Below are 23,324 nucleotides of genomic sequence, written 5' to 3' on the forward strand. Positions count from 1 at the left end.
CAGAAATGTTCCCCTCCTTTTTCATCAAGATTAGATTTTCCAATGCATCGGATCTTATACTAATATGGATCACCGGAGAGATAAGATCCGAATATTCCCATACAGTCGCAGGGATATAAACAAAATCTCAATCCCATACTTATTTCTGTTTAAATGAATGATTTTACTGAAGGAAGGAGGAGTCACGGTGCCCAATAAAAACAAAATTGATCTAGCAACCGAAAACGCAAGAAAACCGGCAGAAGATGCACTTAACTCGAGTGGTAGTAATACGCTGGAGCAGCATGCATCTAACGCGGTTTCTGAGGTGCAGACGGCTTTAAATCAGGCAATAAGCTCGTTAAGTGAATCTAATGCGGCAACAAATTCACAAGCGTTGGAGATTGCCAGGCAGCAATTGACCCGAGCAGAGGAATTTTTAGATCAAGCGATAACTTCAGCCAATGCATTAGGTTTACCGGACCAACAATAAAACGGTTTTGGTACTGATAAGCTTGGCAAAGTTTTGCGTTGACGATCGGAGGAAGCATTTTTCCTAGAACACATATAGTTACAGTCAACATGCTTCGGCTTACGCCGAAGTTTTTTGTATTTTTAGATCTATCGGACAATTTCAAAATGAAGGTTGAAAAAGAATGATTAAGGGAGAGGCATTAGAATAAGTCTTGAACATAATTATAGGTAATATCTATTCAACCTTGTTGAGGAGGACATCATACTGCCTATGTTACCTATGGAAGAATATTTTGGTAAGTTAGAACTCGTTCATTCCTTTTACGGGGCTATGCCTACAGGCGTTAGTGTATCCGAAACCGGGCGTATCTTCATTTGCTTTCCGAAATGGGGAGATGACGTAAGATTTACGGTAGCGGAAATTGTTGAGGGTGAGATGCAACCTTATCCTAATGTAGAAACGAATTTGATCAACCCATTGAATATCGTTATGTCCTTCATCAGTGTCCAAAGTGTTGTTGCAGATGGAAGAGGAACCTTGTGGGTACTGGACACAGCTGCACCAAATTTTTCTGAGCCAATTAAAGGAGGTGCAAAATTAGTCGCGGTAGATTTAAAAACAAATACAATAAGAAAAGTATATACATTTGCAGATGATGTAGTCTTGCCAACAACGTATCTGAATGATGTCCGATTTGACTTTCGTGTAGGAAAAGCAGGTTACGCATATATAACGGATTCTTCTTCCAATGGGCCAGGCGCTATTATCGTCGTAAATTTAGAAAACGGAAATGCGTATAGACGGTTGCATGGAGCAAGCTCGACCTCACCCGATCCGTATTTTGTGCCAAAAGTGGAAGGTAAAATTTTGATGAATCGAAACGCGGATGGTTCGACATCTCCGTTTCGATTGGCCTCTGATGGTATAGCGATTTCCCCTGATGGAAAAATGTTATTCTATTGTCCATTAACCAGTCGCCAGTTATTCTCTATCTCAACAGAATCGTTAAGAGACAGAACGATACCGGATTTTAAGTTAAGTGATCTTGTGCAGTATTGGGGAGAGAAGGGTGCATCTGATGGGATGATCACAGACGCTAAAGGAAACGTTTATGCTGGAGATTATGAAAACGATAGTATTCGAAAGATATTGCCAAATGGAATCATGGAAACCATCGCCCATGATCCCCGAATTTTATGGCCGGATACTTTTTCGATTGGTCCGGATCAATACTTATATGTGATTGTGAACCAATTACATAGGCAGGCGAGATTTCATTATGGAAGAGACCTGCGACAAAAACCGTATAGTTTACTACGCATGAAAATTGATGAATTACCCGCTCCTACCTTTTGATATACATCCCACTTTACGCGTTCAATCGTGTCAGCCCCAAAAGACATAATTAAACAATTCAACAACAAGCCCTGATATAATAAGCGAATAGCAAACTATCTATTTTCTATGGAGGTGAGGCTAATGAAAACAATCGGAGTAGGATTCTTACATGCACGGCTCTATGCAAAGCCAGTGAAGGATATGGCAATGCTTTGTATAGAGCCCGGGAATAATCACATTGCCAACGACGAATCGTAATATTCTACTAACTGGCTTTGCACCTTATTGATCTATTAAATAAGGAGTGAGGCCCATGAAATATTCAAAAGCCGAGTCTATTTTTCCGGAAGAATTGTTACGGATCATTCAAGAATACGTTCAAGGGGAATTGGTTTATATCCCAAAACCCAAAGAGGCGCACCTAAAATGGGGCGAGAAAACAGAGAGCAAGAGCAGGGTCTCTGCTCGAAACGCTGAGATTAAATCTTTATTCTGCAACGGAGTCAAGATAGAGGAGTTGGCGGGTCGATATTTCTTGTCCTGTGAAAGCATAAAGAAAATAGTCTATACAAAGAACTAATAAAATCCGCTAACACGTCGTTTCGACGGTTTAGCGGATTTTGTGCAAAGATGACTTAAATCAACTTATGCATAGTAACCGTACCTCTAAGTCGATAGACTCAAATTAAGGTTGTTGTGATGAAGGACGGCCGGATCATACAAAGAGGTGTAACGAATGAACGAAATCATAAAGAAGAAGCTGCTGGACAATAATGAACTGCTCATTAACATGGTGATTGAACGCGTAAAAAGAGATTTTCTAGACGATATCGCCATTATTGGGCTTACTGGTTCATTTAGCACCGGTGACTTTCACGAGAAGAGCGATCTTGATTTAATTATCATTAATAATACAGAAAAGGGATGGGAAATATCCGACTGCTTCATCTTGGACGACGTTGGGTATGACATCTATTGCACGCCATGGGATTCAAGAATACAAGAGCAATCCACCTTGGAGAGTCCTAACGTATCGAGCCTAACCGACCTCAAAATACTCTACTATGCTAAGCCTGAGGATTTGGAGAAATTGAACGACTTCCAGCAAAAAGCTCTTGATGCACTTGCAAACCCGATAGGAGAAGCATGCCTTAATCGAGCAAATAAATGGATCGATCTGGCTAAGCAAGCATACAGCGACACGATGCTGGGTGAAGATATCGGTTCAGTGCGATATGCATCTGCTGGCGTTCTGTACAATCTAGTCAATGCCTTGGTGAGTATGAATAACACGTGTATCAAACGAGGAATCAGGCGATATTTGGAAGAGATACGTTCGTTTCGGTATGTTCCGGATGATCTTGAATCCTTATACATGTCAATCATCGAAGCTCATACCATTGAAGATATTCGAATAACATCTTTTAATATGTTGAATAGCGTTATGAGGTTACATAACACGATGTGTGATAACTTCATTGTTAAACCGGCTCCAACCTTTGATAATCTGGGAGGAACATACGAAGACTGTGGTGCAACTACCGCAATAAAATTTTGAACAGTGTTATAACGAATGATGCTTCCTACGTCTTTCTTTCGGCCTTTGGAGCACATGGATATCTTGAAGAAATGACTATGGAGAAAGGAACCAAGAAATATGATCTTATGCAGTACTTTGATGCAAGTAATTTACCAGTTATGAAAGAGAAGCTCCTTGAAGTGATGCATGATTATCTAGAAGAGTATGATAAGGTCGGCAGAGAAGTCGAACATTTTACAACCTTCGAGCAACTATATGCCTATTATATGAATCATTGACCTTACGTATCAGGTAGTCAACCAAACATTGTGTTTACATTTGGATATCTTTAGAAAATGGAAAGTCTGACGATTTTATCGTCAACAATAACAAAATGATAATTCAATAATAGTGGATCGGGTAGACCAGTCTTGTCGTAGGTACCATCCAGCTCGCATGTTAGTACAATTTCATCACCTATTTTTTTTGCTATTGTTGGCTTTAACGTTACATTTGCCGCGAAATGGTTTTGATCACTCCATTCCCGAATCGCCTGTTTGCCATTTCGCTTTTTCCCTTCATCCAACACGACAGCATTTTCTGAGAAACAATCTACAAATACTACCGGGTCTGGCTTGTTAGATGCAGTAATGTATTTGCCAATTACAGCTGGTAAATGATTGAGATCCATATTGTTCTCTCCCTTTATTAATTAATTTTTAGACGGTAGGGATCGTTCCCCCATCTATGACATATTCACTACCTGTAATAGATGCTGCTCGGTCTGAGACCAGAAATGCGACCAGTTCAGCGACTTCTTCAGGAAATCCTGGCCGGCCAATTGGAATACCTCCGAGTGAAGTCATAAGTTGTTCGAGCGCACTTTCTCGACTTCCGGTTTCGGTTGCAATCCGATCAATTAATGCGTCAGCCGCTTCAGTCTGAATAAACCCGGGAGACAATGTATTGATGCGAATTCCTTGAGGGGAAAATTCATTCGATAATCCCTTGCTATAATTAGTCAGCGCGGCTTTGGCAGATGCATAAGCCAGTGTAGTTTCATATAAAGGCAAACGTCTCTGGATGGAAGTGAAATGAAGAATAACGCCTGAATTATTTTCTAACATAAGTGGAATTAAGCCACGATCAAGTCGAACTGCTGCGAGTAAATTCCAATTTAATGTATGAAGCCAATCCTCATCACTCAATACAAGTGCGCCTCCTGGTGGTGTCGTTGATCCACCTACGCAATGGACAATAATATCGATACCTCCAAGTTGCTCTTTTACTGCTGAAATTATTTGCTCTACACCTTCAGGTGTGGCGATATCTGCTTGCACAAATTTGACCGAATTGGGCAAGTCAGCAGATAGGGAACGGGCAGTAGTAAGGACTGTAGCTCCGCCATTTGCAAGTCTTTTTACAACTGCTTGCCCCATTCCCTTTGTTCCTCCAGTTACAAGCACCTTTTTACCTTTAAATTCTGATACAGAGAACTCAAATTCTTTATGCATAACTATTCCTCCTAGTGATGGTATTCGATGATTAATTTAAAATTGCTCTGTCTCTAAACCTTAATGTGTAGTTCGAGAGGAGCTAGAACTAATACTACACTTGCTACTTTCATAACGTCCAATTTATTATAATAATAGAAATGATGAATATTATTAATATATGGAGGGATGTTTTAATGGAACTTACACAATTGGAATACTTTATGACCGTTGCACAGCTTGAACATATGACCTTAGCTTCCAAAAAACTAGGTATCACTCAGCCCGCTTTAAGTCATGCAATCGCCAAGCTTGAAAACGAGATAGGAGCTCCTTTATTTGAGCGAAATGGACGAAATATTAAGCTGAACCGAAACGGTACTATGTTCTCTAAATGGATTGGTAGGGCCCTACATAATATTGAAAATGGTCTAAAGGAAATCGAAGAGTGGTCCAACCCGGATACTGGTGTGATTACGTTGTCTTATCTAAACATTCTCGGTGTTGAATTAATCCCTAGCCTAATTCGAAGTTATCAATTGAAGTATCCCAAAGTTCGATTCGAATTGACACAAGGGAACTTAGGAGATATTGATGAACATCTGGAGCAAGGATTTTCGGATATTATGATTACATCGAGGGAATCTACTTTGAATAATCATCACTGGAAGACTATTCTAAATGTTCCTTTATACATTGTTGTTCCCTCCCAACATCGTTATGCAGATTGTAGCGCTCTTAGTTTGGCAGAGCTGTCTGGCGAGCCATTTATTGGATTGAAAAACAACTGCGGATTAAAAGCAACGATTTTATCCCGGTTCCAACATACCGGATTTTTTCTTGCTTCTGCTTATGAAGCGGAGGACCTGATCACTGTAGCCGGTTTTATAAAGTCGGGTCTAGGTGTATCAGTACTGCCTAAGACACTGGGGTTGATGTTAGATGAATTGGTTTGGATCCCTATCATTGATGAAGGATGGTACTGGGAAATAGGATTAAAGTGGAGAGATGATCATAATATTTCCCCCGCAGCGAAAAGGTTTATTGAATATGTGGATACTTTACATCAAGGAGAATGACCGCCAAATGTTTAGTTTTGAAAAGAAATTCTGAGAAAACAATCATACTTTATTGTATTGAACACAAGGAAAAAATCCTTTTACAATGATTGGCAGTACGTTATAATACAATCACCAGGTAGATCACCCAACAAAAAAGTGAAATATTGTAATATCAAGTCACACTCGGCTCATCATAGTTCTTTGAGCTTGCTTACTTCAACATAATAGATATCGGAGGTATGATTATGGTTAAGAAGAAAATTTCCACAGCTCTCAGCGCAGCTTTAATCGTTTCTATGCTGGCTACTGGTGTAATAGTCACTATCCAAGGTAACACAACGTTAGAGGTAGCGAAGTCAGCAGGGGATAAAAAGGTTGAAGTTGTTAAAGCATAAAAAGACGTTAATTTATTTAGAACATGTCAAGAACAAAAATATATTCCTATTGAAGTCGCTATTTTAGCGGCTTTTTTTGTATCGGTAAAATTGGGTTTAATACTAACGATATTTTGTTGAACAAGTAAAGAGAAGTTTAGAAGTCACCTTTTTTACATTTGTAAACCATTAGGTTTAAAGTAATAAAAAAATGATTAGATCGACTTAAGTAAAAATTGTTATTTTCTATAATCAGGCATAAAATGTGCAAATGTAAACTAAAAAAAAGACATATACATAAAAAATAATGTTTATTTATATAAAAAATACTTTGACAAATGAAAACGGGTGGATTATTTTGTTAATAAGGAATGCATATATCTTCTTTTAGATTCTAAGTAGCTTAAGGGAGCGTGAATAAAATTAAAAAAGTACATCTATCAGGTGAAAACTTTATTCCCCACGGATACGCTAGACTTTCGAGACCCAAAAGTATTCTGGCATGAAGAATCTTCAAACTGGGTAATGGTTCTTGCTGTAAGCGACCGTGTAGAATTTTACACATCTTCAAATCTTAAGGATTGGTCTTTTGCAAGCGCTTTCGGTTCTGGTATTCCGGGCATCCATCGTGGAATATTTGAATGTCCTGATGTTTTTAAAATCCAAGTGGATGAGGACCCTAATACCACTAAATGGATTCTGACACTAAGTGTCGGACATAGAAATGGCGTAAATCCAAACGATTCAGAACCACCGCAGGCGGTTCTGGCATGATGTATTTTATAGGTCACTTTGATGGTAAGGTTTTTACACTAGATGAAACATTTAACTGAGTTAAATCAACTTAGAAGATCAATCCTGTCTCTACAAGACATTACGATTAAACCAGATATGAACGTTTTGTCTGCTGTTTCTGCTGCGAAAGTCTTCCTCTTCCAACCAGGAGACAGTCATCGGATATAATGTCTTGAATGAGGAGTTGTTTGTCGATCGGACGAAGTCAAACACTGTTGATTTTCATCCCGATTTTGCTGCAAAACACAAGGCCTCCATGAAGCCAGAGCATAAACGGATACAGTTGAGCATCTATGTTGATTGGTCAAGTGCAGAGATCTTTGGCAACAACGGGACAACTATCATTTCAGACACGATTTTCCCCGACTTGGAAAGTAGAGAACTGGAACTCTATGCCATTGGTGGAGAACTAAAGGTCATGTCGCTTCAAATCAATGATCTCGTAAGCATTTGGGAAAATCAACCGAACTGAACTGATTTCCAAAACCAATTAAATTTGAACCGACTTTACAATCCTATTAGAAAAGAGGGTATGGAATGAAAGATAAATCTAAATTCGCAATATGTCTTCTGATGGCAACGGGATTAACTCTGACTTCAAACAGTATTTTTACATCTACATCAGTTGCGGCTAGTGCTGTACTTGCTGATCAGGAAACAAATAAACAGGCAAAGGAGGAGCTTGATATTTTTGAAAGCGCATCCAAATCAAACACCAATCTGATAGGCTGGCAAGTGAAAGGAAAAGGTGGATTAGAGGATACTTCAGAAGGAATCTTGCTGACTTCGCAGCCTAAAGAAAATGTAATGGCCATCTCAGAGACAGTGTCAGGCGATTTTATCTATGAAGCTGATGTCATGATCAGGGATACGAAGGCAGACGCCACATTGTTGTTTCGTTCTAATGAAGATGGCCTTAGCTCGTACATGCTGCAAATCGTTCCGGACGCAGGTCTGATTCGGTTAAGAGATGCAAGAAATGGAGATGGGAGATTAAAGGAGGAGCGTAAAGTTTCTGTTGAAATGGGGCAAATCTATCATCTCAAAGTGAAGGCAGTGGGTTCCTCGCTAAAAGTATATTGGGGCAATCAATATAAACCATTAATTGATGTTCAAGACATTTCGTATCAAAGCGGAAAGCTTGGACTCCATGTATGGGATGGATCCGCCTTGTTTTCGAACATCGTGGTGAGCGATCTGAAAGGTAATTTGGGTACGGTGCTTTCTAGCAAGGGAAAATGGCAGCCTGATATCAACGGCAAAAGAGGGACGGTAGAGCAGGAGAGCAAAGCACAGCAAATCTATAATAAAGAGGCGGCTGATATGGTCTATGAAGGGAATATTACCCTTCGTCCTGATTCTATTGCAGCTCTCGCATTTCGATCTTCAACCGATGGAGCTGAAGGATATGAAGCTACTCTTACGAAGGAAGGAGATCAGGTCCGTGTAAGTTTGACGAATACAACAGGAACAGTAATTGCAAGTTCGCAACGTACTTATCCGAGTCAGACGGGAACCAAACATCATGTGGAAATCAAGGCAAAGGGAGACCGAATTCAGGTTTTCCTGGATGGGTACACTACGGCCGCGATTGACGTGAAAGATTCAACCTACAGGAGTGGAAGTACTGGAATCGTCGTAAAAAAAGGGACGGCTTACTTTCAGGATACTTATGTGACGGAACTGAGCCAATATTACAATGAGATATATCGTCCACAATATCATTACACGCCAATACGTGGTTCAGCGAGTGATCCGAATGGACTTGTCTACTTCGAAGGAGAATATCATCTCTTCCATCAGGATGGAGGAACATGGGCGCATGCGGTAAGTAAAGATATGCTGAACTGGAAACGACTTCCGATTGCACTTCCCTGGAATGATCACGGACATGTCTGGTCTGGGTCGGCTGTTGCGGATATGACAAATGCATCTGGTTTATTCGGAGATTCAGGAGGCAAAGGCATTCTTGCATACTACACTTCCTTTAATCCGGATAGCCCGAATGGGAACCAGCGTATAGGTCTGGCTTACAGTAAAGACCAAGGTCGTACTTGGGAGTATTCGAAGGAGCGCCCGATTGTGATCGAGAACCCAGGTAAGAGCGGAAATGAAGCTGGGAATTGGGATTTCCGCGATCCGAAAGTGATCCGTGATGATGAGAATAACCGCTGGGTTATGGTTGTGTCCGGAGGAGATCATATTCGTTTCTACACGTCAACGAATTTACTTGACTGGACATTGACGGATAATTGGGGATATGGGGATTACGTCCGCGGAGGAGTATGGGAATGCCCTGATTTGTTCCAGCTTCCGGTAGACGGAACGTCACAGAAGAAGTGGGTTATGATGATCAGTACAGGAGCGAATCCCAAAACAGGTGGATCAGATGCCGAGTATTTTATCGGTCATTTAACAGCTGATGGTAAATTCGTGAACGATAATCCGGCGGGTAAGGTGCTAAGAACAGATTTTGGTAAAGAATTTTACGCTTCGATGTCTTTCGCTAACATGCCTGATCATCGCACAGTGATGATGGCGTGGATGACGAATTGGGATTATCCGTTCGCTTTCCCAACGTCCAATTGGAAAGGTGAACTAACCATTCCGAGAGAAGTGTCATTGGTAACAACCAAAGATGGAATTCGGATGGTGCAAAGTCCAATCAAAGAATTGGAATCACTTCGTAAACCTTTGTATTCTGCTTCCAACAAGTCGGTGAGTCCTTCTTCCGGGAATCTGCTAAAAGGTATTATTTCAGGTGCTTACGAAATTGAAGCTGAAATTGAAATCCCTGAAAATAGCACAGTGACCGAGTTTGGATTTAACATTCGTGAGGGTGCAAATCAGAAGACGGTCGTGGGTTATCAGGCAAGTGATAGTCGTATGTTTGTGGACCGAACTGCATCCGGTGAAACGGATTTTTCTAACCTTTTCAGTAAGAAACATGAAGCGCCTACGCAAATGGAGAATAATCGGATCAAGATGCGTATTCTTGTGGATGAGTCTTCTGTTGAAGCCTTTGGTAACGACGGCAAAGTCGTCTTTTCAGATGTAATATTTCCGGATCCTGCTAGTAGAGCGATGAGTTTTTACGTGAAAAATGGGAATGTGAACGTTGTTTCCTTGAAAGTGCATCAACTTCAATCGGTCTGGAATGCGGACATTCCTTCAAAAGCTCAAATAAAAATGGATACGAGCGTTCGGGAACTGGGGGTAGGCGAGTCGGATACACTGCAGGCGATGGTCGAGTATGGCCCAGGTCTAGGCGTTCAACCACTGAAGTGGAATTCCACTAATAACGAAGTAATAGCCATAGATTTGGTAGACAATTCACACGCAGTTATTAAGGCAAAAAAAGAAGGGGAGTCCACAGTCACCGTATCTACTCCGAATGGCAAAACTTCCACTAGTGTACTCGTTAAAGTCTCAGGTGGCGAGTTCCGGACAAACCTGAGTGGATGGACTAAAGACCTGTCTGCTGCTTCATGGTTAGTTAGTGAATATGGGATTCGTGGTAAATATATTAGCGATGCGAATTATATTGCCAAAGAGAAGGCTGGGAATTTTACGTATGAAGCAGACATGATGCTCGGTGAAACAGGAGGGGCAGGTTCTATTTTGTTCAGGGCTAGCGAGGATGGGCGCAGTGGTTATTATCTGAATCTAGACCATAACATGAAGGCAATCCGTCTGTTCTACAAAATCAATGGAGGATTTGAAGAACGGCAGGTTCTTGCAAAAGTACCAACTTTCATTCAACCAGGTCAAACGTATAAGGTGAAAATAGAAGCGAATGGTCCGCATATTGTCGTTCACGTGGACAGTCAAAAAGTCATAGATATCATGGATGGTACTTTTGCAGAAGGCCAATTTGGACTGAATGTATTTGGCGGCTCCGCATCTTATCAGAACGTCAATGTGAGCAACGGTGAACCTGCAAACATCACCAAGTCCAGCCTTGTAAATGCCGCAACACAGAAATCCATTTATACAGTGAACCTTGTCAACGGGGAGCCCGTTGCCTTGCAGGATGCAAGTGCAGCTTCCACCCAGAAGTGGGTATTTGTTCCGACAGGCGACGAAGCAGGTTCGTATTCGATTCGTACTACGGCCGGTCAGACGCTTGATCTGGATATAGGGCAAAACAAACTTCAGCTATATCATTACTTAGGGTACAACAACCAGCGTTGGGTCCTTCACCAGAACAAAGACGGATCAGTTCATATTACTTCAGCTCATCATCAAAAAGCATTAGGAGTATCGGAAGATGGGACCGAACTCTTCCTAAGTGAACTGAATCCATCACTTGATCGACAAAAATGGATATTAACGAAATAATCAAGATATATCCCATGATGGCGTATCTCATAGATATTCCAATTATATTGGTTGGGATAGACTCAAAGGGGACGACAACTGGAGGTTTTTTTATCAAAGCATATACACGGCCATCCGACAAAGGATGGCCTTTCCCAATCTATACGTACAAAAAGATGTACTATGTTCATTTTAATTGCCCTCTTTGCAAACGAAACGATTACGCTTAAGATTGGCTCAACAACCAACTATTTTCACTCTTATAGTTAGCAAGCTAAATAATAAACTTAAGAGGGCAAGGAGTAACGGAGTGCTGACTTCTATCCAAATCAAGAGAGTCGGAAGAAAGGGCACAAGTTATCGGCTAAGGAATTAGGTGTTCTACAAGGAAAGTAAGTGAACTCGTGAAAAGGAGATCATTCTATTATGGAAGAAAGAAAGCTTAAACTAGGAGGAATTATTGATGGCGTGGGTTGGAATTACACGGGTTGGAGACACCCTCATATTCCAGCAGATGCCAGTGAAAATATTGAGTATTACGTACAGAAAGCCATACAACTTGAACAGGGAAAGTTCGATCTGATCTTTTTGGCAGACGTAAGTCATATCGGACCTGGCATGATCCCGCACTATCTAAGCATGTTTGAGGGTGTATCCATTCTATCTGCATTGAGTATGGTGACTCATTCCATTGGTTTAACCGCAACGATAGCGACTTCATACGCTGATCCCTTTACGGTTGCTAGGCAAATCGCTTCCCTTGATAAGATTAGCAAAGGCAGAGCAGGGTGGAATGCAATTACCTCCAATCCTGGAGGATTAGCCAATTACAGTCGGTCCCATCTGAAGAAAGCAGATCTTTATCCCATGAAAAAAGAGTTTTTGGAGATTGTTGAAGGACTTTGGGACTCGTATGAAGATGATGCCTTTATACGTGATAAGGAACGTGGGATATTTTATGACCCGCTTAAAATGCATCCGCTAGATTATACCGGGAATTACTTTTCCGTGGAGGGTCCCTTAAACATCAGTCGATCGAGGCAAGGAAGACCAGTGGTCTTTCAAGCGGGCACCTCACCGGAGTTCATGGATATTGCTGCACAGCATGCCGAAGTCATCATGGCACCTGGACATGATTTGGAATATCTCAAGGCATTTACTAATGAACTTAAACGTAAAGTTCAAAATCAAGGGCGTTCACCATATGACCTGTTGATGATGCCTTCTCACAACCCGATCGTTGGTAGAACGGAACAAGAAGCCCTGGAAAAGCTAAGGGAAATTGAATCATGGATGCCTAAAGGTTATCGAATGCCGAAACCTGGATTGATAGGATCGGCAGAGCAGGTAGCCGAACAAATCGAACATTGGTATCGAGAAGGCATCATGGATATTTTGCTGATTAGACAAGATCATCCGGCAGGATTTAAGGACTTTATCCAATTGGTTGTTCCTATCTTGCAAGATAGAGGCATATTCCGTAAGGAATATGAGGACGACACACTTCGGGGAAATTTGGGTCTACCTTACCCAGAAAATAAATACACGAAGTAATAATATAGGTCCAAATGCCGGTCAGGTTGATATAACTCGCTCACCCGAAATAAGTGCGGAAAGAATGAGAACTGAAATACAAAAAACCAAATCCTTAACGAATAAGCCATTTGGCATTCCATTGATCGTGAATCGTGATTTAGCTTACACATGGCCACTTATAGAAACAGTTATTGACGAGAAAGTTCCTGTTGTTCTGGTGAATGATATACTGGATGAAAGAATCTTTAAACCATTAAAAGAAAACAATATTAAAATTGTATATAGACCCCTTACGCCTACTATTGAAAATGCAAAAGCTGCAGAACAATTTGGAATCGATGTTTATGTAGCGACTGGATTTGATGAAGGGGGTACGGTTCCAGAACGAGTTATTGGAACATTTTCGATTGTTCCAATGATTGTAGATGCTACAGCAGAAGATTTACTAATGTTCCGTACTTTACCAGCATACTATCGTTCTTTACCTACTAAATTGGCGTATAAACTAGTCGAAATGGATAAACAAGGTGCCAGTCGTGAAGAAACAGCAAAATTGATGCGTGGAAGAATGCGTATCGGAATGCTAGAAGGCAATACAGACGATGGCTATATTACTGTCGGCACAGGAATTACACCAATTAAAGAGATTAGAACTGTAAAAGCAGTCATCGATGATTTAATGCAAGATTTTAAATAATTGCCTTGATAGACTTACCCTCACCAAGCAGCCGATCATATGATCGGCTGCTTGGTTTATTATTAGTTAGAAAAACTCGATATGAAATAACTCTGACCTACTACGAACCAATCGGACCCTCTCGATCCCATATAAAATGTTTCATTGACTATTCAAAAAGAGAAGAGTAGATTTGGCTTTATGTAAACAGGGAAATTACAATATTAATCATATGTGAATTTCATCCATCATTATCAGAACTACATATAGGAAAGAGGCCCGTGCTATGCGCTTTATCCGAATACTAAATGACATCAGACTTAAAAGTAAGCTATCATTGATCTTTATAACCGTGGCCGTACTCCCACTTTTAATAAGTGGTATCTATCTAACAAGCAAGCTGAAGGAAGTCATGATCCTGAATGCCGCTGAACAAGCAACCAATAACGTGGAGCGTGTACAGAAAAGGACCGAGGAAGTTATCAATGTAGCTATTGATATTTCCTATCAACTCTCCAATGATAACCGAATGAAGTCCATAGCAAGCCGCAATTATGAAAGTTATAACGAAGTTATCCAAACCTATCGTCAATATACTGACATTCGGGATTATATGCGGCTGTATAAGGAAATAAAATCAATTCGGTTATATACGTCTAATTCAACGATGCTCAATAATTGGGAATTTATGCAGCCAGAAGACCAAACGAAACAGTCTGAGTGGTATAGAGCCGCCTTGAGTCAAAAGGGGCTTGCAGGGTGGGACTATATTCAGGATGAGCGTGATCATAAACATTATCTAAGTCTGGTTCGAAAAATCAATCTGGATGAGTTGAAAAATGAAAGTGTTTTGGTGATTAATGTGAATTCTGATTTGCTAAACTCTATTCTATCCCAAGAGACTTTCTCAACGATGATCGTGGATGACAACAACAATATTGTGGCAGCCAACCGCCCTGATCTCTACGGTAAAAACCTTGCCTCTGTACATGCCGGGAGTAATATGTTGTCTCAAACGGAGGGCAGCTACGAAGCTGTTATGGATGGGAAAAATTCGAAGGTGGTTATAGCAAACATAACTCCACAGAATAGTTGGAATGGACTACGTATCATTTCCGTTTTTACCGTGTCTGAGATTCTACATGATGCAAACGCTATCATTCGCTTGGCTACATTTGTTATAGGTGGATGTCTAATCATCGCAGTTTTGCTTGTTTATGTTTCGGCATCATTTATTGCGAGAAGACTGCTTCGACTTAGTAAGCACATGTCCCGAGTAGGTACGGTGTCCTGGGATACTTATCTTGACCTCGATGGAAAAGATGAAATCGGCCAACTCTCCAGACAATTCAATGATCTGGTTCATCGAATCAGTGAACTAATGTTGGAAGTGGAGGAGAGTAACCAGCAGAAACAGACACTATTGCAAAAACAAAATGATATTAAATTTAAGATGTTAGCGAGTCAGGTCAATCCCCACTTCCTGTTTAATACACTTGAGTCCATTCGAATGGAAGCACATCTTCGCGGGGAAGAGGGTTTAGCCCAAGCTGTATGGCAGCTTAGTGTGTTGATCCGAAATAGTTTAGAGGTCGGAAGTCGCCAGATCCCACTTTCAGAAGAGTTAAACATGGTTCGGTGTTACTTGGAACTTCAAAAATTCCGGTATGAAGACCGACTTCAATACATTATGGAAATCGACCCAACAAGCGAACACATTGAAATTCCCCCACTTATCATTCAACCTTTGGTTGAGAACTCGATACTCCATGGGTTGGATCGCAAAGAGGGTCCAACGTTGATCACTGTTCGAACGAAGGTTAACGATCAGGGGGTGTTATTTGTAGAAATCCATGATGATGGTGCGGGTATTCCTCCAAAGAAAATGAATGAGATAAAAAAACAGTTAATAGACTCCGATGAAGCCGGGGATCGTATTGGGCTACGTAACGTGAACGACCGATTAGAACTTACCTACGGTATACGTTCAAGGCTTTCAATTGAAAGCACAGAGGGCAGAGGCACCTGCATCACATTTTGTATTCCGAAGGAGGGAGGGGAACCTGATGTTCTCCGTGATCATTGTTGATGATGAACCGAAACTACGTTTGGGGTTACAAACGTTAATACCTTGGAGGGAATTGGGATTTGAAGTGATTGGAACGGCAGCCGGTGGAAATGAGGCTCTCCGAATCTTCGAAGAAACGATTCCCGACGTATTGTTGGTTGATATACGTATGCCAGGCATGGACGGATTGGAACTCCTTCAGCAGATCCGTCACCGTGGCTGGATCAGTCATGTCATTATACTCAGTGGTTACGCCGATTTTGAGTACGCGCGGCAAGCTCTTCAATTCGGTGTTGAAGCATATCTGCTCAAACCTGTAAACAAGGAAGAACTTTCAGCATCACTTCACAAGATTCATGAACAGCTCTCAAACGTGCAGAAAAAAAATATGTTACAAAAAACGAATACACCGGAATGGATACTTTATTCTCTACTAACCGGTAATCATGCTTCAGAGGATTCCATTTTGAGTAAGTGGTCAGACTCATTTGAAATCAGCTGGACTACGTATCAGATCGTTCTAATCGGGTTCTCAGGTTCAGATCCAGAAGAAAGCGAACAAATTCAGAATTTCAAAAATGTAGTCAGCAGAACCTACGCTTCGGAACGTCAAGGGTTCGTTTTATATTTTCCACCATACATTGTTTTATTGCTAAGTAACTCTCCTGTTAGCGAATTGGGATGGACCGAGCTTCACAAGAATCTCCAACTCTTATCAGGTGAGCTTCGATTTGAAATGGACGTAGCAGTAGGGCAGCCCGTGCGGTCTCTTGAGGAAGTTGTTCATTCGTTTAGAACAGCAAAATCCCTTTTGGAGCGTAGTTTTTTCTATGACAGAGGAAGGCTTCTCACTGAGGAAACACCAGAAAGCTATCGACAGGAAACTGTCCATTCTCCAGTATTATCTATCTCAAATAAGGAGGAAGAAGCTTTCAGGTTGCATTATCTGGTCGATGTTGGGCATGCAAGTGCAATCTCGTCATTTTTGAACGAAATAGCATTACAACAAGTAGCTAATCAGGCTGATGAAAAGGAGATCCGTGACCGTTTCTTCTATCTTGCTAATGAAACAGTTCGAAAAATTCATTCCCGTGTCTGGTCTTTAAGCGATTATCCAGGAGACCCGGCCCAATTCCTTGCTGAAGTATATCAATCCCGACATATTCAGGATCTCGTCGACCGTATTTCTGTTGTTATGGAGAGGCTCGCTCGATGCGCAGATTACAATAGTAAAGACAATGAAATGAAGCGATTGCTGGATTATATAGATCGGCACTATGGGGATAACCTGAGATTAGAAACGCTTGCCATATTGTTTAACTACAGTAGTTCCTATCTGGGCCAACTCTTCAAAAGTTACACAGGGGAATATTTCAACGCCTATCTTGATCGGATACGGATTCAGAAAGCGAAAGAGTTACTGGCTCAGGATATGAAGGTTTACGAAGTGGCTGAAAGGGTAGGATATTCAAACGTCAATTATTTCTACACCAAATTCAAGAAGCTAGAAGGGGAGTCACCTTCTTTTTATCAAAAAAAAGAATAACCTTAAACCATGCTCCTCTACTAACGGAAGTAACGAACAGTAGGGGAGTTTTTTAATCTCCATATGAAAATAAATGTATTTTCTGAAAATACAAAGGATTTTAGAATGAAAGGATTTAAGATTTGTGATATGTCCGAGAGCCTCCTCAGCCAATATAGTTGATACGAAAGGAGGGACCATCACAATTGAAAGCGATAACAGGAATGTAATGAACGGAGGGGAGGCATAAAATGAAGACTAAATCAGGTTCAATGATAAGGTATGCAGCGTCAAATAAAACCTATTTCATGTTAGGATCGGCCTTTTTCTTTTTGGGCATCATCATGTCGAGTTTCACTCATTCCAGGGTGGAAGCAGCCATTACGGTACCCGGATTTGTTGTTGAACCTAATCAAACACAAGCATTAATAGTAACATTTAAAGATGCTCAGCTAGAAGGGTACGGGATTGAAAAACGTGATGAGACAACTGCCAAAGCCAAGGACAAGTCATATGATGGCAAAGGTTACATTTCTTATTTTTTCGAAGAGGATAATTCAGCTAAAGGAAGCGCTGCGTTCAAGGTTGAAGCACCGGAAGATGGCCTGTATGAGTTGAGCTTGGGATATTACATTCCAGAAGGAAATGGGGACAAAACGACCTCTATTCAAGTGAATGGTTCAGGAGCTGGTGAATTGACGCTTAATGCTCCCAACCCAGGGCAGGTCCGTGCTGAAAAAAAGGTGACCAAAGTGCTTCTGAACCAAGGCAGCAACTCCATCCAAATCTTACGGGGGTGGGGATACTATGGTATTGAGTATATCAAGCTCAAACGTATAGATCCCAACATACCCAAACAGGTTATAAAGATGGATACCTTAAGTAATTCCAAAGCAACTCCCCAAGCCAAAGCACTCTTGGATTTTATGACCAGCCAGTATGGAAAGAAGATAATTTCAGGACAGCAGACACTGGAAGATGCGAAGTGGATCTACAAGCAGACAGGAAAATCCCCTGCGCTGGTTTCCAGTGATTTGATGGATTATTCTCCATCCCGTGTTGAAAATGGAAGTACCTCAAACGAGGTGGAGAAGATGATTGAATGGTACGAACGCGGAGGAATAGTATCATTAAGCTGGCATTGGAATGCGCCGAAGGGAATAGGCGGCAACGAACCGGGCCACGAATGGTGGCGAGGTTTTAATACCGAGTTTACAACCTTCGATGTAGAATATGCCCTGAATCATCCGGAATCGGAAGATTACAAGCTTTTAATTCGAGACATTGATGCCATCGCTGTTCAGTTGAAGCGGCTACAGGATCATAACATTCCCGTACTTTGGAGACCACTGCACGAAGCAGAGGGCGGCTGGTTTTGGTGGGGAGCCAAAGGTCCTGAACCTGCCAAAAAATTATATAGACTAATGTACCAACGTTTAACCGATCACCATCAGTTAAACAATCTCATTTGGGTTTGGAACTCTGTGAAGGAGGAGTGGTACCCGGGCGATGATATGGTCGACATTGTAAGTATCGACGTTTACAATCCAGCGGGCGATCATAGCCCTAACATTGCCATGTATGATGAACTCTTGTTTTTGGGCAAGCACAAAAAGCTTGTAGCGCTTGCAGAAAACGGGCCTATTCCGGATCCTGATCTGCTCCAGACTTACGGCGCACATTGGAGTTTTTTCAATACCTGGACTGGAGATTATCTGCGCGACAGAAAAACGAATACAAAGGAACATTTGAAAAAGGTATACAATCATGACAACGTAATCACGCTAGATGAACTTCCCAAAGGATTGTATGGTAGTCCCTAAATCGAAAAGGGATACATTTTATTATTGAGCAGGAACAATCTAGTTTAACAGGAGTGAATCATGTAATGGCTATTTATATTAACAAGTCACAGCATATTTTTCATCTGCAATCCCGCGTAACCAGTTATGTTATTCAAATCATAGACGGCTATCCTTTACTGGTATATTGGGGACAAAGATTGTCCGAGAAAGGAAACCTTGAAAAACTTGTACCAGGTCTGGAAAAAACGGAGCTAGGCTCCATGCCTCATGAATATCCGCAATATGGAACAGGTGACTTCAGATCGCCTGCCTATCAAGTTCTACTTGAAGACGGGAGCCGCATTACAGAGCTACGCTTCAAAGGGTACTCAACCGGCGCTGGTAAACCAGCACTTGATGGTCTGCCGTATGTGTATACGGAAACAGACCATGAAGCAGATAACTTGGAGCTGGAACTGGAGGATGCGTACGCAGGAATCACCGTTCTTCTGAAATATTGCATCTTCAGGGATGGTGCTATTACCAGGTCAGTTCACTTTAAGAACAACGGTCACAGCACGATCAAACTTTTACGTGCGCTTAGTGCCAATGTTGATTTGTATGGCAAGAGCCATTATGAATTGTTATACCTCGCGGGTCATTGGGCTCGAGAGGCGCATCTTCAACGCAGGCCTCTAGGCCCAGGAGGTACTAGTCTTGGGAGCAAACGTGGAATGAGCAGTCATCAGCACAATCCTTTTGCAGCTGTCGTTAGCCCGGGAGCCGATGAGGATCATGGGGAGGTTTTTGCTGTAAATCTGGTGTATAGCGGTAATTTCCATGCCGAAGCGGAAGTGGATGCTTTTGGTGTCGTTCGTTTGGGCATTGGCCTGAATCCATTTGATTTTGGTTGGCTGCTTCCTCCTGGCGAATCCTTCCAAACTCCTGAGGCTGTATTGGTATATTCAAATGAAGGGATCGGAGGCATGTCCCGAATCTATCATCGACTCTACCGGAACCGTTTATGCCGCGGCGTGCATAGGGACAAGGAGCGACCGATTCTCGTGAACAATTGGGAGGCAACTTATTTTAATTTCACTGCAGAAAAGATTGAAGCGATTGCCGAGACAGGCTCTCATCTGGGGATTGAACTGTTGGTGCTTGATGACGGCTGGTTCGGCAAACGTGACAGCGACAATAGTTCGCTTGGAGACTGGGTTGAAGATCGGAGAAAGCTTCCTAGCGGATTGCGTGATTTGGCAGAGCGGATTGAACGCCAAGGCTTGCAATTCGGATTATGGTTTGAACCTGAAATGATCTCACCCGAAAGTGATCTGTACCGGAAGCACCCCGACTGGTGCCTACACGTTGAAGGCCGTCGCCGGACGGAAGCCCGCTGGCAATTGGTATTGGATCTTTCACGGCCGGAAGTCCGTGATTATTTGTATGATGCACTGGCTGAAATCTTCACCAACGTACCTGTTTCTTACGTAAAATGGGACATGAACCGTGCGTTGACCGAAATTGGTTCCGCAACGGCTTTACCCGAGAATCAACAGGAGATTGCACATCGGTACGTGCTTGGGCTCTATGAACTTTTAAATAAACTGACGACTGCATTTCCGGAAATTTTATTCGAAAGTTGTTCCAGCGGTGGAGGTCGGTTTGATCCCGGAATGCTGTACTACATGCCGCAGACTTGGACAAGTGACAACACGGATGCCGTGGAACGCTTAAAAATACAATACGGGACCAGTTTGGTATATCCGGTCAGTACCATCGGAGCTCATGTCTCCGCCGTGCCGAACCATCAAGTCCACCGCGATACCTCGCTTAAATTCAGAGGGGACGTTGCGATGTCGGGGAACTTTGGCTATGAACTTGATCTGACCAAATTCACGGATGCCGAAAAAATCCAGCTGAAAGAACAGGTTGCCATGTACAAAGAACATCGTTCTCTCATACAAAAAGGTGATTTGTTTAGACTACGGAGCCCATTTCAAGGCAATGAAACTTCTTGGATGTTCGTTTCGGACAATCGATTGGAAGCTATCGTATTCTACTTTCGAGTTTTAGCCAAGCCCAATCCTGCTGCTGATGTACTTCAGCTCAAAGGATTGGATCATTCGTATACTTATGAAGTGACTGGAGAGAGTGGATACATGGGAACTTTCGGCGGGGATCGTTTAATGCAAGCAGGCTTGATCATCCCTACCCTTACAGGAGATTATACCAGTGCATGGTTCAAGTTGAGCGCTACTCAATAAATATGGCGATTATAAAAATTCTCTGCATTGGTTTAATGCAGGGGATTTTTATTATACCAGCTTATGAAAACGAAATTGTTTTTTCTGAAAACAGTATGGATTATTGAATGAAATCCTACTAGATCTTCGATATGTCGCCAAAATAATAATCGTTTTATGATGAGAGAGGAAAGGGGGGAATGAAATGAAAGCGATAACAGAAGAGAGAAGGTTCCACACACGCAAACAAAAAAATTCGCAAAAGTGGAAAGTCTTTAAGAATCAAAAATATCTGTACATGATGTCATTTCCGTTTGTGATTTGGGTGTTTGTATTTCAGTATTTGCCTCTGTGGGGATGGACGATGGCATTTCAAAACTACAGACCAGGCAAAGGTTTTTTCGATCAAAAATGGGTTGGATTCGATCATTTCCAAGCACTGTTTCAGGATGAGCATTTCTATTTGGTGCTAAGAAATACACTGGCAATGAGCCTTATGGGGCTTGTGGCTGGGTTCGTGTTTCCTGTATTGTTCGCAGTGGTTCTAAACGAGGTACGAGTTCAGTTTATGAAGCGTTTCGTACAGACTGTTTCTTACCTGCCTCACTTCGTGTCTTGGGTCGTGGCCGCCGGGATCGTCATCAAAATGCTGTCAACCGACGGAGGCGCGATAAACGACTTGCTCTTGGGGCTGAATTTGATTGACCAACCGATACAATTTATGGCCAAGGGTCAACTGTTCTGGGGAATAGTGACCGGAGCCGATGTTTGGAAGGAGACAGGTTGGAACGCCATTATCTATTTGGCTGCCATTTCGGGGATTGGTCCTGAACTGTATGAGGCAGCAAGGGTAGACGGCGCCAGTCGTTTGAGACAAATATGGCATATTACACTCCCTGGCATCAGGCCAACAATCATCGTACTGTTTATTATGTCGATTGGCCACCTCGTAGGAATCGGATTTGAAAAGCAATTCTTGCTTGGTAATCACATGGTTAGCGATTATTCCGAAGTGTTGGATCTGTATGCGTTGAACTACGGTTTATCCATGGGGAGATATTCTTTCGGTACCGCTATTAGTATCTTTAACTCGGTCATCAGCGTGATTTTGCTGTTCGTCGTGAATGGACTCTTTAAAAAATTCGCTAACGAAAGCATTATGTAAGGAGGAGGAACAGACATGGAAGCATCCGAGCCGACAACTTCTTCCGTCACACCCAAACGACCGAAGATAGGCGCAAAATCTCCCCAAGACTTGATATTTGACACCTTTGTTTATGTTTTCATTGGAGTCGTTACGATTGCGACGCTATATCCCTTTTTGAATGTACTCGCCATTTCATTCAACGATTCCGTAGATACTGTTCGAGGCGGTATTTCTATTTTCCCTAGACAATTCACTCTTGAAAATTATAAGCTCATCTTTAGTTATGAGGGGTTGATCACGGGATTCAAAATATCGGTGCTTCGTACTCTAATAGGAACCCTGGCAGGTCTGGTTAGCGGTTCGATGGTTGCTTATACACTTGCTCGTAGAGAGTTTCAGGGAAGACGATTTGTTTCCGTATTTCTGGCGATCACAATGTATGTGTCGGGCGGTTTGATTCCTAGTTTTATCTTGATTAAGAATCTGGATCTGATCAATACGTTCGCAGTGTATATTTTGCCAGGACTCGTAAGCGCCTTCAATATATTCATCATCCGTTCGTTCATTGATGGAATTCCTTATGCTCTGCAAGAATCGGCCAAGCTTGATGGGGCAAACGATTTCACCATTTACTGGCGTGTCATACTACCGCTCACCAAGCCTGCTCTTGCAACCGTAGCCTTGTTCCTTGCTGTCGGGCAATGGAATTCCTGGTTTGATACGTACCTTTATAATGGTTCCAATGACTCCCTGACCACCTTGCAGTATGAGCTCATGAAAGTGCTTCAGAGTACCACCACAAACTCGAACAATATACGTGGGGAAAACATGTCTCAATTGATGTCGCAAGTGTCTCCTGACGCTGTCAAAATGGCGATTACCATCATCGCAACTGTGCCTATTCTCATTGTGTACCCATTCTTGCAAAAGTACTTTGTAAAAGGCATGACACTAGGTGCGGTCAAAAGCTGATGAGACTCTAACCGTA

General features: G+C 42.0%; 20 protein-coding genes. 18 read left to right on the forward strand and 2 right to left on the reverse strand.

Going from position 1 to position 23,324, the window contains the following annotated elements:
* Positions 1-187: 187 nt before the first annotated feature.
* From MKY66_RS15830 to MKY66_RS15850, 5 genes are all read left to right on the forward strand, one after another.
* Positions 188-472, forward strand: a complete 285-nt coding sequence (locus MKY66_RS15830; RefSeq protein WP_076210511.1) for a hypothetical protein — start codon at positions 188-190, stop codon at positions 470-472.
* Positions 473-724: 252 nt separating this feature from the next.
* A complete protein-coding gene (locus MKY66_RS15835; protein WP_076210509.1) occupies positions 725-1,810 on the forward strand; it encodes an L-dopachrome tautomerase-related protein in 1,086 nt (361 codons plus the stop codon).
* A gap of 295 nt (positions 1,811-2,105) precedes the next feature.
* Positions 2,106-2,372, forward strand: a complete 267-nt coding sequence (locus MKY66_RS15840; RefSeq protein ID WP_076210507.1) for a CD3324 family protein — start codon at positions 2,106-2,108, stop codon at positions 2,370-2,372.
* A gap of 156 nt (positions 2,373-2,528) precedes the next feature.
* The gene (locus MKY66_RS15845; protein WP_256704210.1) at positions 2,529-3,350 is read left to right on the forward strand and encodes a nucleotidyltransferase domain-containing protein; all 822 of its coding nucleotides are present in this window, start codon (positions 2,529-2,531) and stop codon (positions 3,348-3,350) included.
* Positions 3,347-3,610 carry a hypothetical protein gene (locus MKY66_RS15850; RefSeq protein WP_339805199.1) on the forward strand — a complete coding sequence of 88 codons (264 nt, stop codon included), beginning with the start codon at positions 3,347-3,349 and terminating at the stop codon, positions 3,608-3,610. The genes MKY66_RS15845 and MKY66_RS15850 overlap by 4 nt, the downstream gene beginning before the upstream one ends.
* Before the next feature lie 50 nt (positions 3,611-3,660).
* Here the strand turns inward: MKY66_RS15850 and MKY66_RS15855 are convergent, their stop codons facing one another.
* Positions 3,661-4,002 (reverse strand): nuclear transport factor 2 family protein, encoded by a 342-nt coding sequence (locus MKY66_RS15855; RefSeq protein ID WP_076210505.1) that lies wholly within the window; start codon positions 4,000-4,002, stop codon positions 3,661-3,663.
* Between the two features lie 28 nt (positions 4,003-4,030).
* Positions 4,031-4,825, reverse strand: coding sequence for an SDR family oxidoreductase (locus tag MKY66_RS15860; RefSeq protein ID WP_076210503.1), 795 nt, complete (start codon positions 4,823-4,825; stop codon positions 4,031-4,033).
* Between the two features lie 176 nt (positions 4,826-5,001).
* Here MKY66_RS15860 and MKY66_RS15865 point away from each other — a divergent pair, with 176 nt between their 5' ends.
* The 13 genes from MKY66_RS15865 (at position 5,002) to MKY66_RS15925 (ending at position 23,308) form a co-directional block, all read left to right on the forward strand.
* Positions 5,002-5,883, forward strand: coding sequence for a LysR family transcriptional regulator (locus tag MKY66_RS15865; protein ID WP_076210501.1), 882 nt, complete (start codon positions 5,002-5,004; stop codon positions 5,881-5,883).
* 227 nt (positions 5,884-6,110) lie between these two features.
* Positions 6,111-6,260: a hypothetical protein gene (locus MKY66_RS15870; protein WP_179088512.1), complete on the forward strand. Its 150-nt coding sequence runs from the start codon at positions 6,111-6,113 to the stop codon at positions 6,258-6,260.
* Between the two features lie 423 nt (positions 6,261-6,683).
* Complete coding sequence (locus MKY66_RS15875) at positions 6,684-7,013, forward strand: hypothetical protein (RefSeq protein ID WP_076210499.1); 330 nt, start codon at positions 6,684-6,686, stop codon at positions 7,011-7,013.
* A 193-nt stretch (positions 7,014-7,206) separates the two neighbouring features.
* Positions 7,207-7,506 carry a GH32 C-terminal domain-containing protein gene (locus tag MKY66_RS15880; RefSeq protein WP_076210496.1) on the forward strand — a complete coding sequence of 100 codons (300 nt, stop codon included), beginning with the start codon at positions 7,207-7,209 and terminating at the stop codon, positions 7,504-7,506.
* A 65-nt stretch (positions 7,507-7,571) separates the two neighbouring features.
* Complete coding sequence (locus tag MKY66_RS15885; protein ID WP_076210494.1) at positions 7,572-11,375, forward strand: GH32 C-terminal domain-containing protein; 3,804 nt, start codon at positions 7,572-7,574, stop codon at positions 11,373-11,375.
* Between the two features lie 405 nt (positions 11,376-11,780).
* Complete coding sequence (locus MKY66_RS15890; RefSeq protein ID WP_083657019.1) at positions 11,781-12,908, forward strand: NtaA/DmoA family FMN-dependent monooxygenase; 1,128 nt, start codon at positions 11,781-11,783, stop codon at positions 12,906-12,908.
* Entirely contained in the window at positions 12,844-13,587 is a 744-nt protein-coding gene (locus MKY66_RS15895) for a nitronate monooxygenase (RefSeq protein ID WP_339805204.1), read from the forward strand. Before MKY66_RS15890 ends, MKY66_RS15895 begins: the two co-directional genes overlap by 65 nt.
* A gap of 265 nt (positions 13,588-13,852) precedes the next feature.
* Entirely contained in the window at positions 13,853-15,655 is a 1,803-nt protein-coding gene (locus MKY66_RS15900; protein WP_076210490.1) for a sensor histidine kinase, read from the forward strand.
* The gene (locus MKY66_RS15905) at positions 15,642-17,180 is read left to right on the forward strand and encodes a response regulator transcription factor (RefSeq protein WP_179088511.1); all 1,539 of its coding nucleotides are present in this window, start codon (positions 15,642-15,644) and stop codon (positions 17,178-17,180) included. The genes MKY66_RS15900 and MKY66_RS15905 overlap by 14 nt, the downstream gene beginning before the upstream one ends.
* A 230-nt stretch (positions 17,181-17,410) precedes the next feature.
* Positions 17,411-18,982: a glycosyl hydrolase gene (locus tag MKY66_RS15910; RefSeq protein ID WP_076210486.1), complete on the forward strand. Its 1,572-nt coding sequence runs from the start codon at positions 17,411-17,413 to the stop codon at positions 18,980-18,982.
* 65 nt (positions 18,983-19,047) lie between these two features.
* Positions 19,048-21,210 carry an alpha-galactosidase gene (locus MKY66_RS15915; RefSeq protein WP_076210484.1) on the forward strand — a complete coding sequence of 721 codons (2,163 nt, stop codon included), beginning with the start codon at positions 19,048-19,050 and terminating at the stop codon, positions 21,208-21,210.
* Between the two features lie 184 nt (positions 21,211-21,394).
* Complete coding sequence (locus tag MKY66_RS15920; RefSeq protein WP_076210482.1) at positions 21,395-22,354, forward strand: sugar ABC transporter permease; 960 nt, start codon at positions 21,395-21,397, stop codon at positions 22,352-22,354.
* A gap of 15 nt (positions 22,355-22,369) precedes the next feature.
* Positions 22,370-23,308, forward strand: a complete 939-nt coding sequence (locus MKY66_RS15925) for a carbohydrate ABC transporter permease (RefSeq protein WP_076210480.1) — start codon at positions 22,370-22,372, stop codon at positions 23,306-23,308.
* Positions 23,309-23,324 lie beyond the last annotated feature (16 nt).

Source organism: Paenibacillus sp. FSL R5-0766 (assembly GCF_037971845.1).
Lineage (GTDB): Bacteria > Bacillota > Bacilli > Paenibacillales > Paenibacillaceae > Paenibacillus.

Coding starts and splice junctions, on each gene's coding strand:
- MKY66_RS15865 (WP_076210501.1), top strand. CDS start 5,002: ATGGAACTTACACAATTGGAATACTTTATGACCGTTGCACAGCTTGAA.
- MKY66_RS15910 (WP_076210486.1), top strand. CDS start 17,411: ATGAAGACTAAATCAGGTTCAATGATAAGGTATGCAGCGTCAAATAAA.
- MKY66_RS15925 (WP_076210480.1), top strand. CDS start 22,370: ATGGAAGCATCCGAGCCGACAACTTCTTCCGTCACACCCAAACGACCG.
- MKY66_RS15855 (WP_076210505.1), bottom strand. CDS start 4,002: ATGGATCTCAATCATTTACCAGCTGTAATTGGCAAATACATTACTGCA.
- MKY66_RS15835 (WP_076210509.1), top strand. CDS start 725: ATGTTACCTATGGAAGAATATTTTGGTAAGTTAGAACTCGTTCATTCC.
- MKY66_RS15895 (WP_339805204.1), top strand. CDS start 12,844: ATGAGGACGACACACTTCGGGGAAATTTGGGTCTACCTTACCCAGAAA.
- MKY66_RS15915 (WP_076210484.1), top strand. CDS start 19,048: ATGGCTATTTATATTAACAAGTCACAGCATATTTTTCATCTGCAATCC.
- MKY66_RS15860 (WP_076210503.1), bottom strand. CDS start 4,825: ATGCATAAAGAATTTGAGTTCTCTGTATCAGAATTTAAAGGTAAAAAG.
- MKY66_RS15920 (WP_076210482.1), top strand. CDS start 21,395: ATGAAAGCGATAACAGAAGAGAGAAGGTTCCACACACGCAAACAAAAA.
- MKY66_RS15890 (WP_083657019.1), top strand. CDS start 11,781: ATGGAAGAAAGAAAGCTTAAACTAGGAGGAATTATTGATGGCGTGGGT.
- MKY66_RS15900 (WP_076210490.1), top strand. CDS start 13,853: ATGCGCTTTATCCGAATACTAAATGACATCAGACTTAAAAGTAAGCTA.
- MKY66_RS15870 (WP_179088512.1), top strand. CDS start 6,111: ATGGTTAAGAAGAAAATTTCCACAGCTCTCAGCGCAGCTTTAATCGTT.
- MKY66_RS15845 (WP_256704210.1), top strand. CDS start 2,529: ATGAACGAAATCATAAAGAAGAAGCTGCTGGACAATAATGAACTGCTC.
- MKY66_RS15885 (WP_076210494.1), top strand. CDS start 7,572: ATGAAAGATAAATCTAAATTCGCAATATGTCTTCTGATGGCAACGGGA.
- MKY66_RS15840 (WP_076210507.1), top strand. CDS start 2,106: ATGAAATATTCAAAAGCCGAGTCTATTTTTCCGGAAGAATTGTTACGG.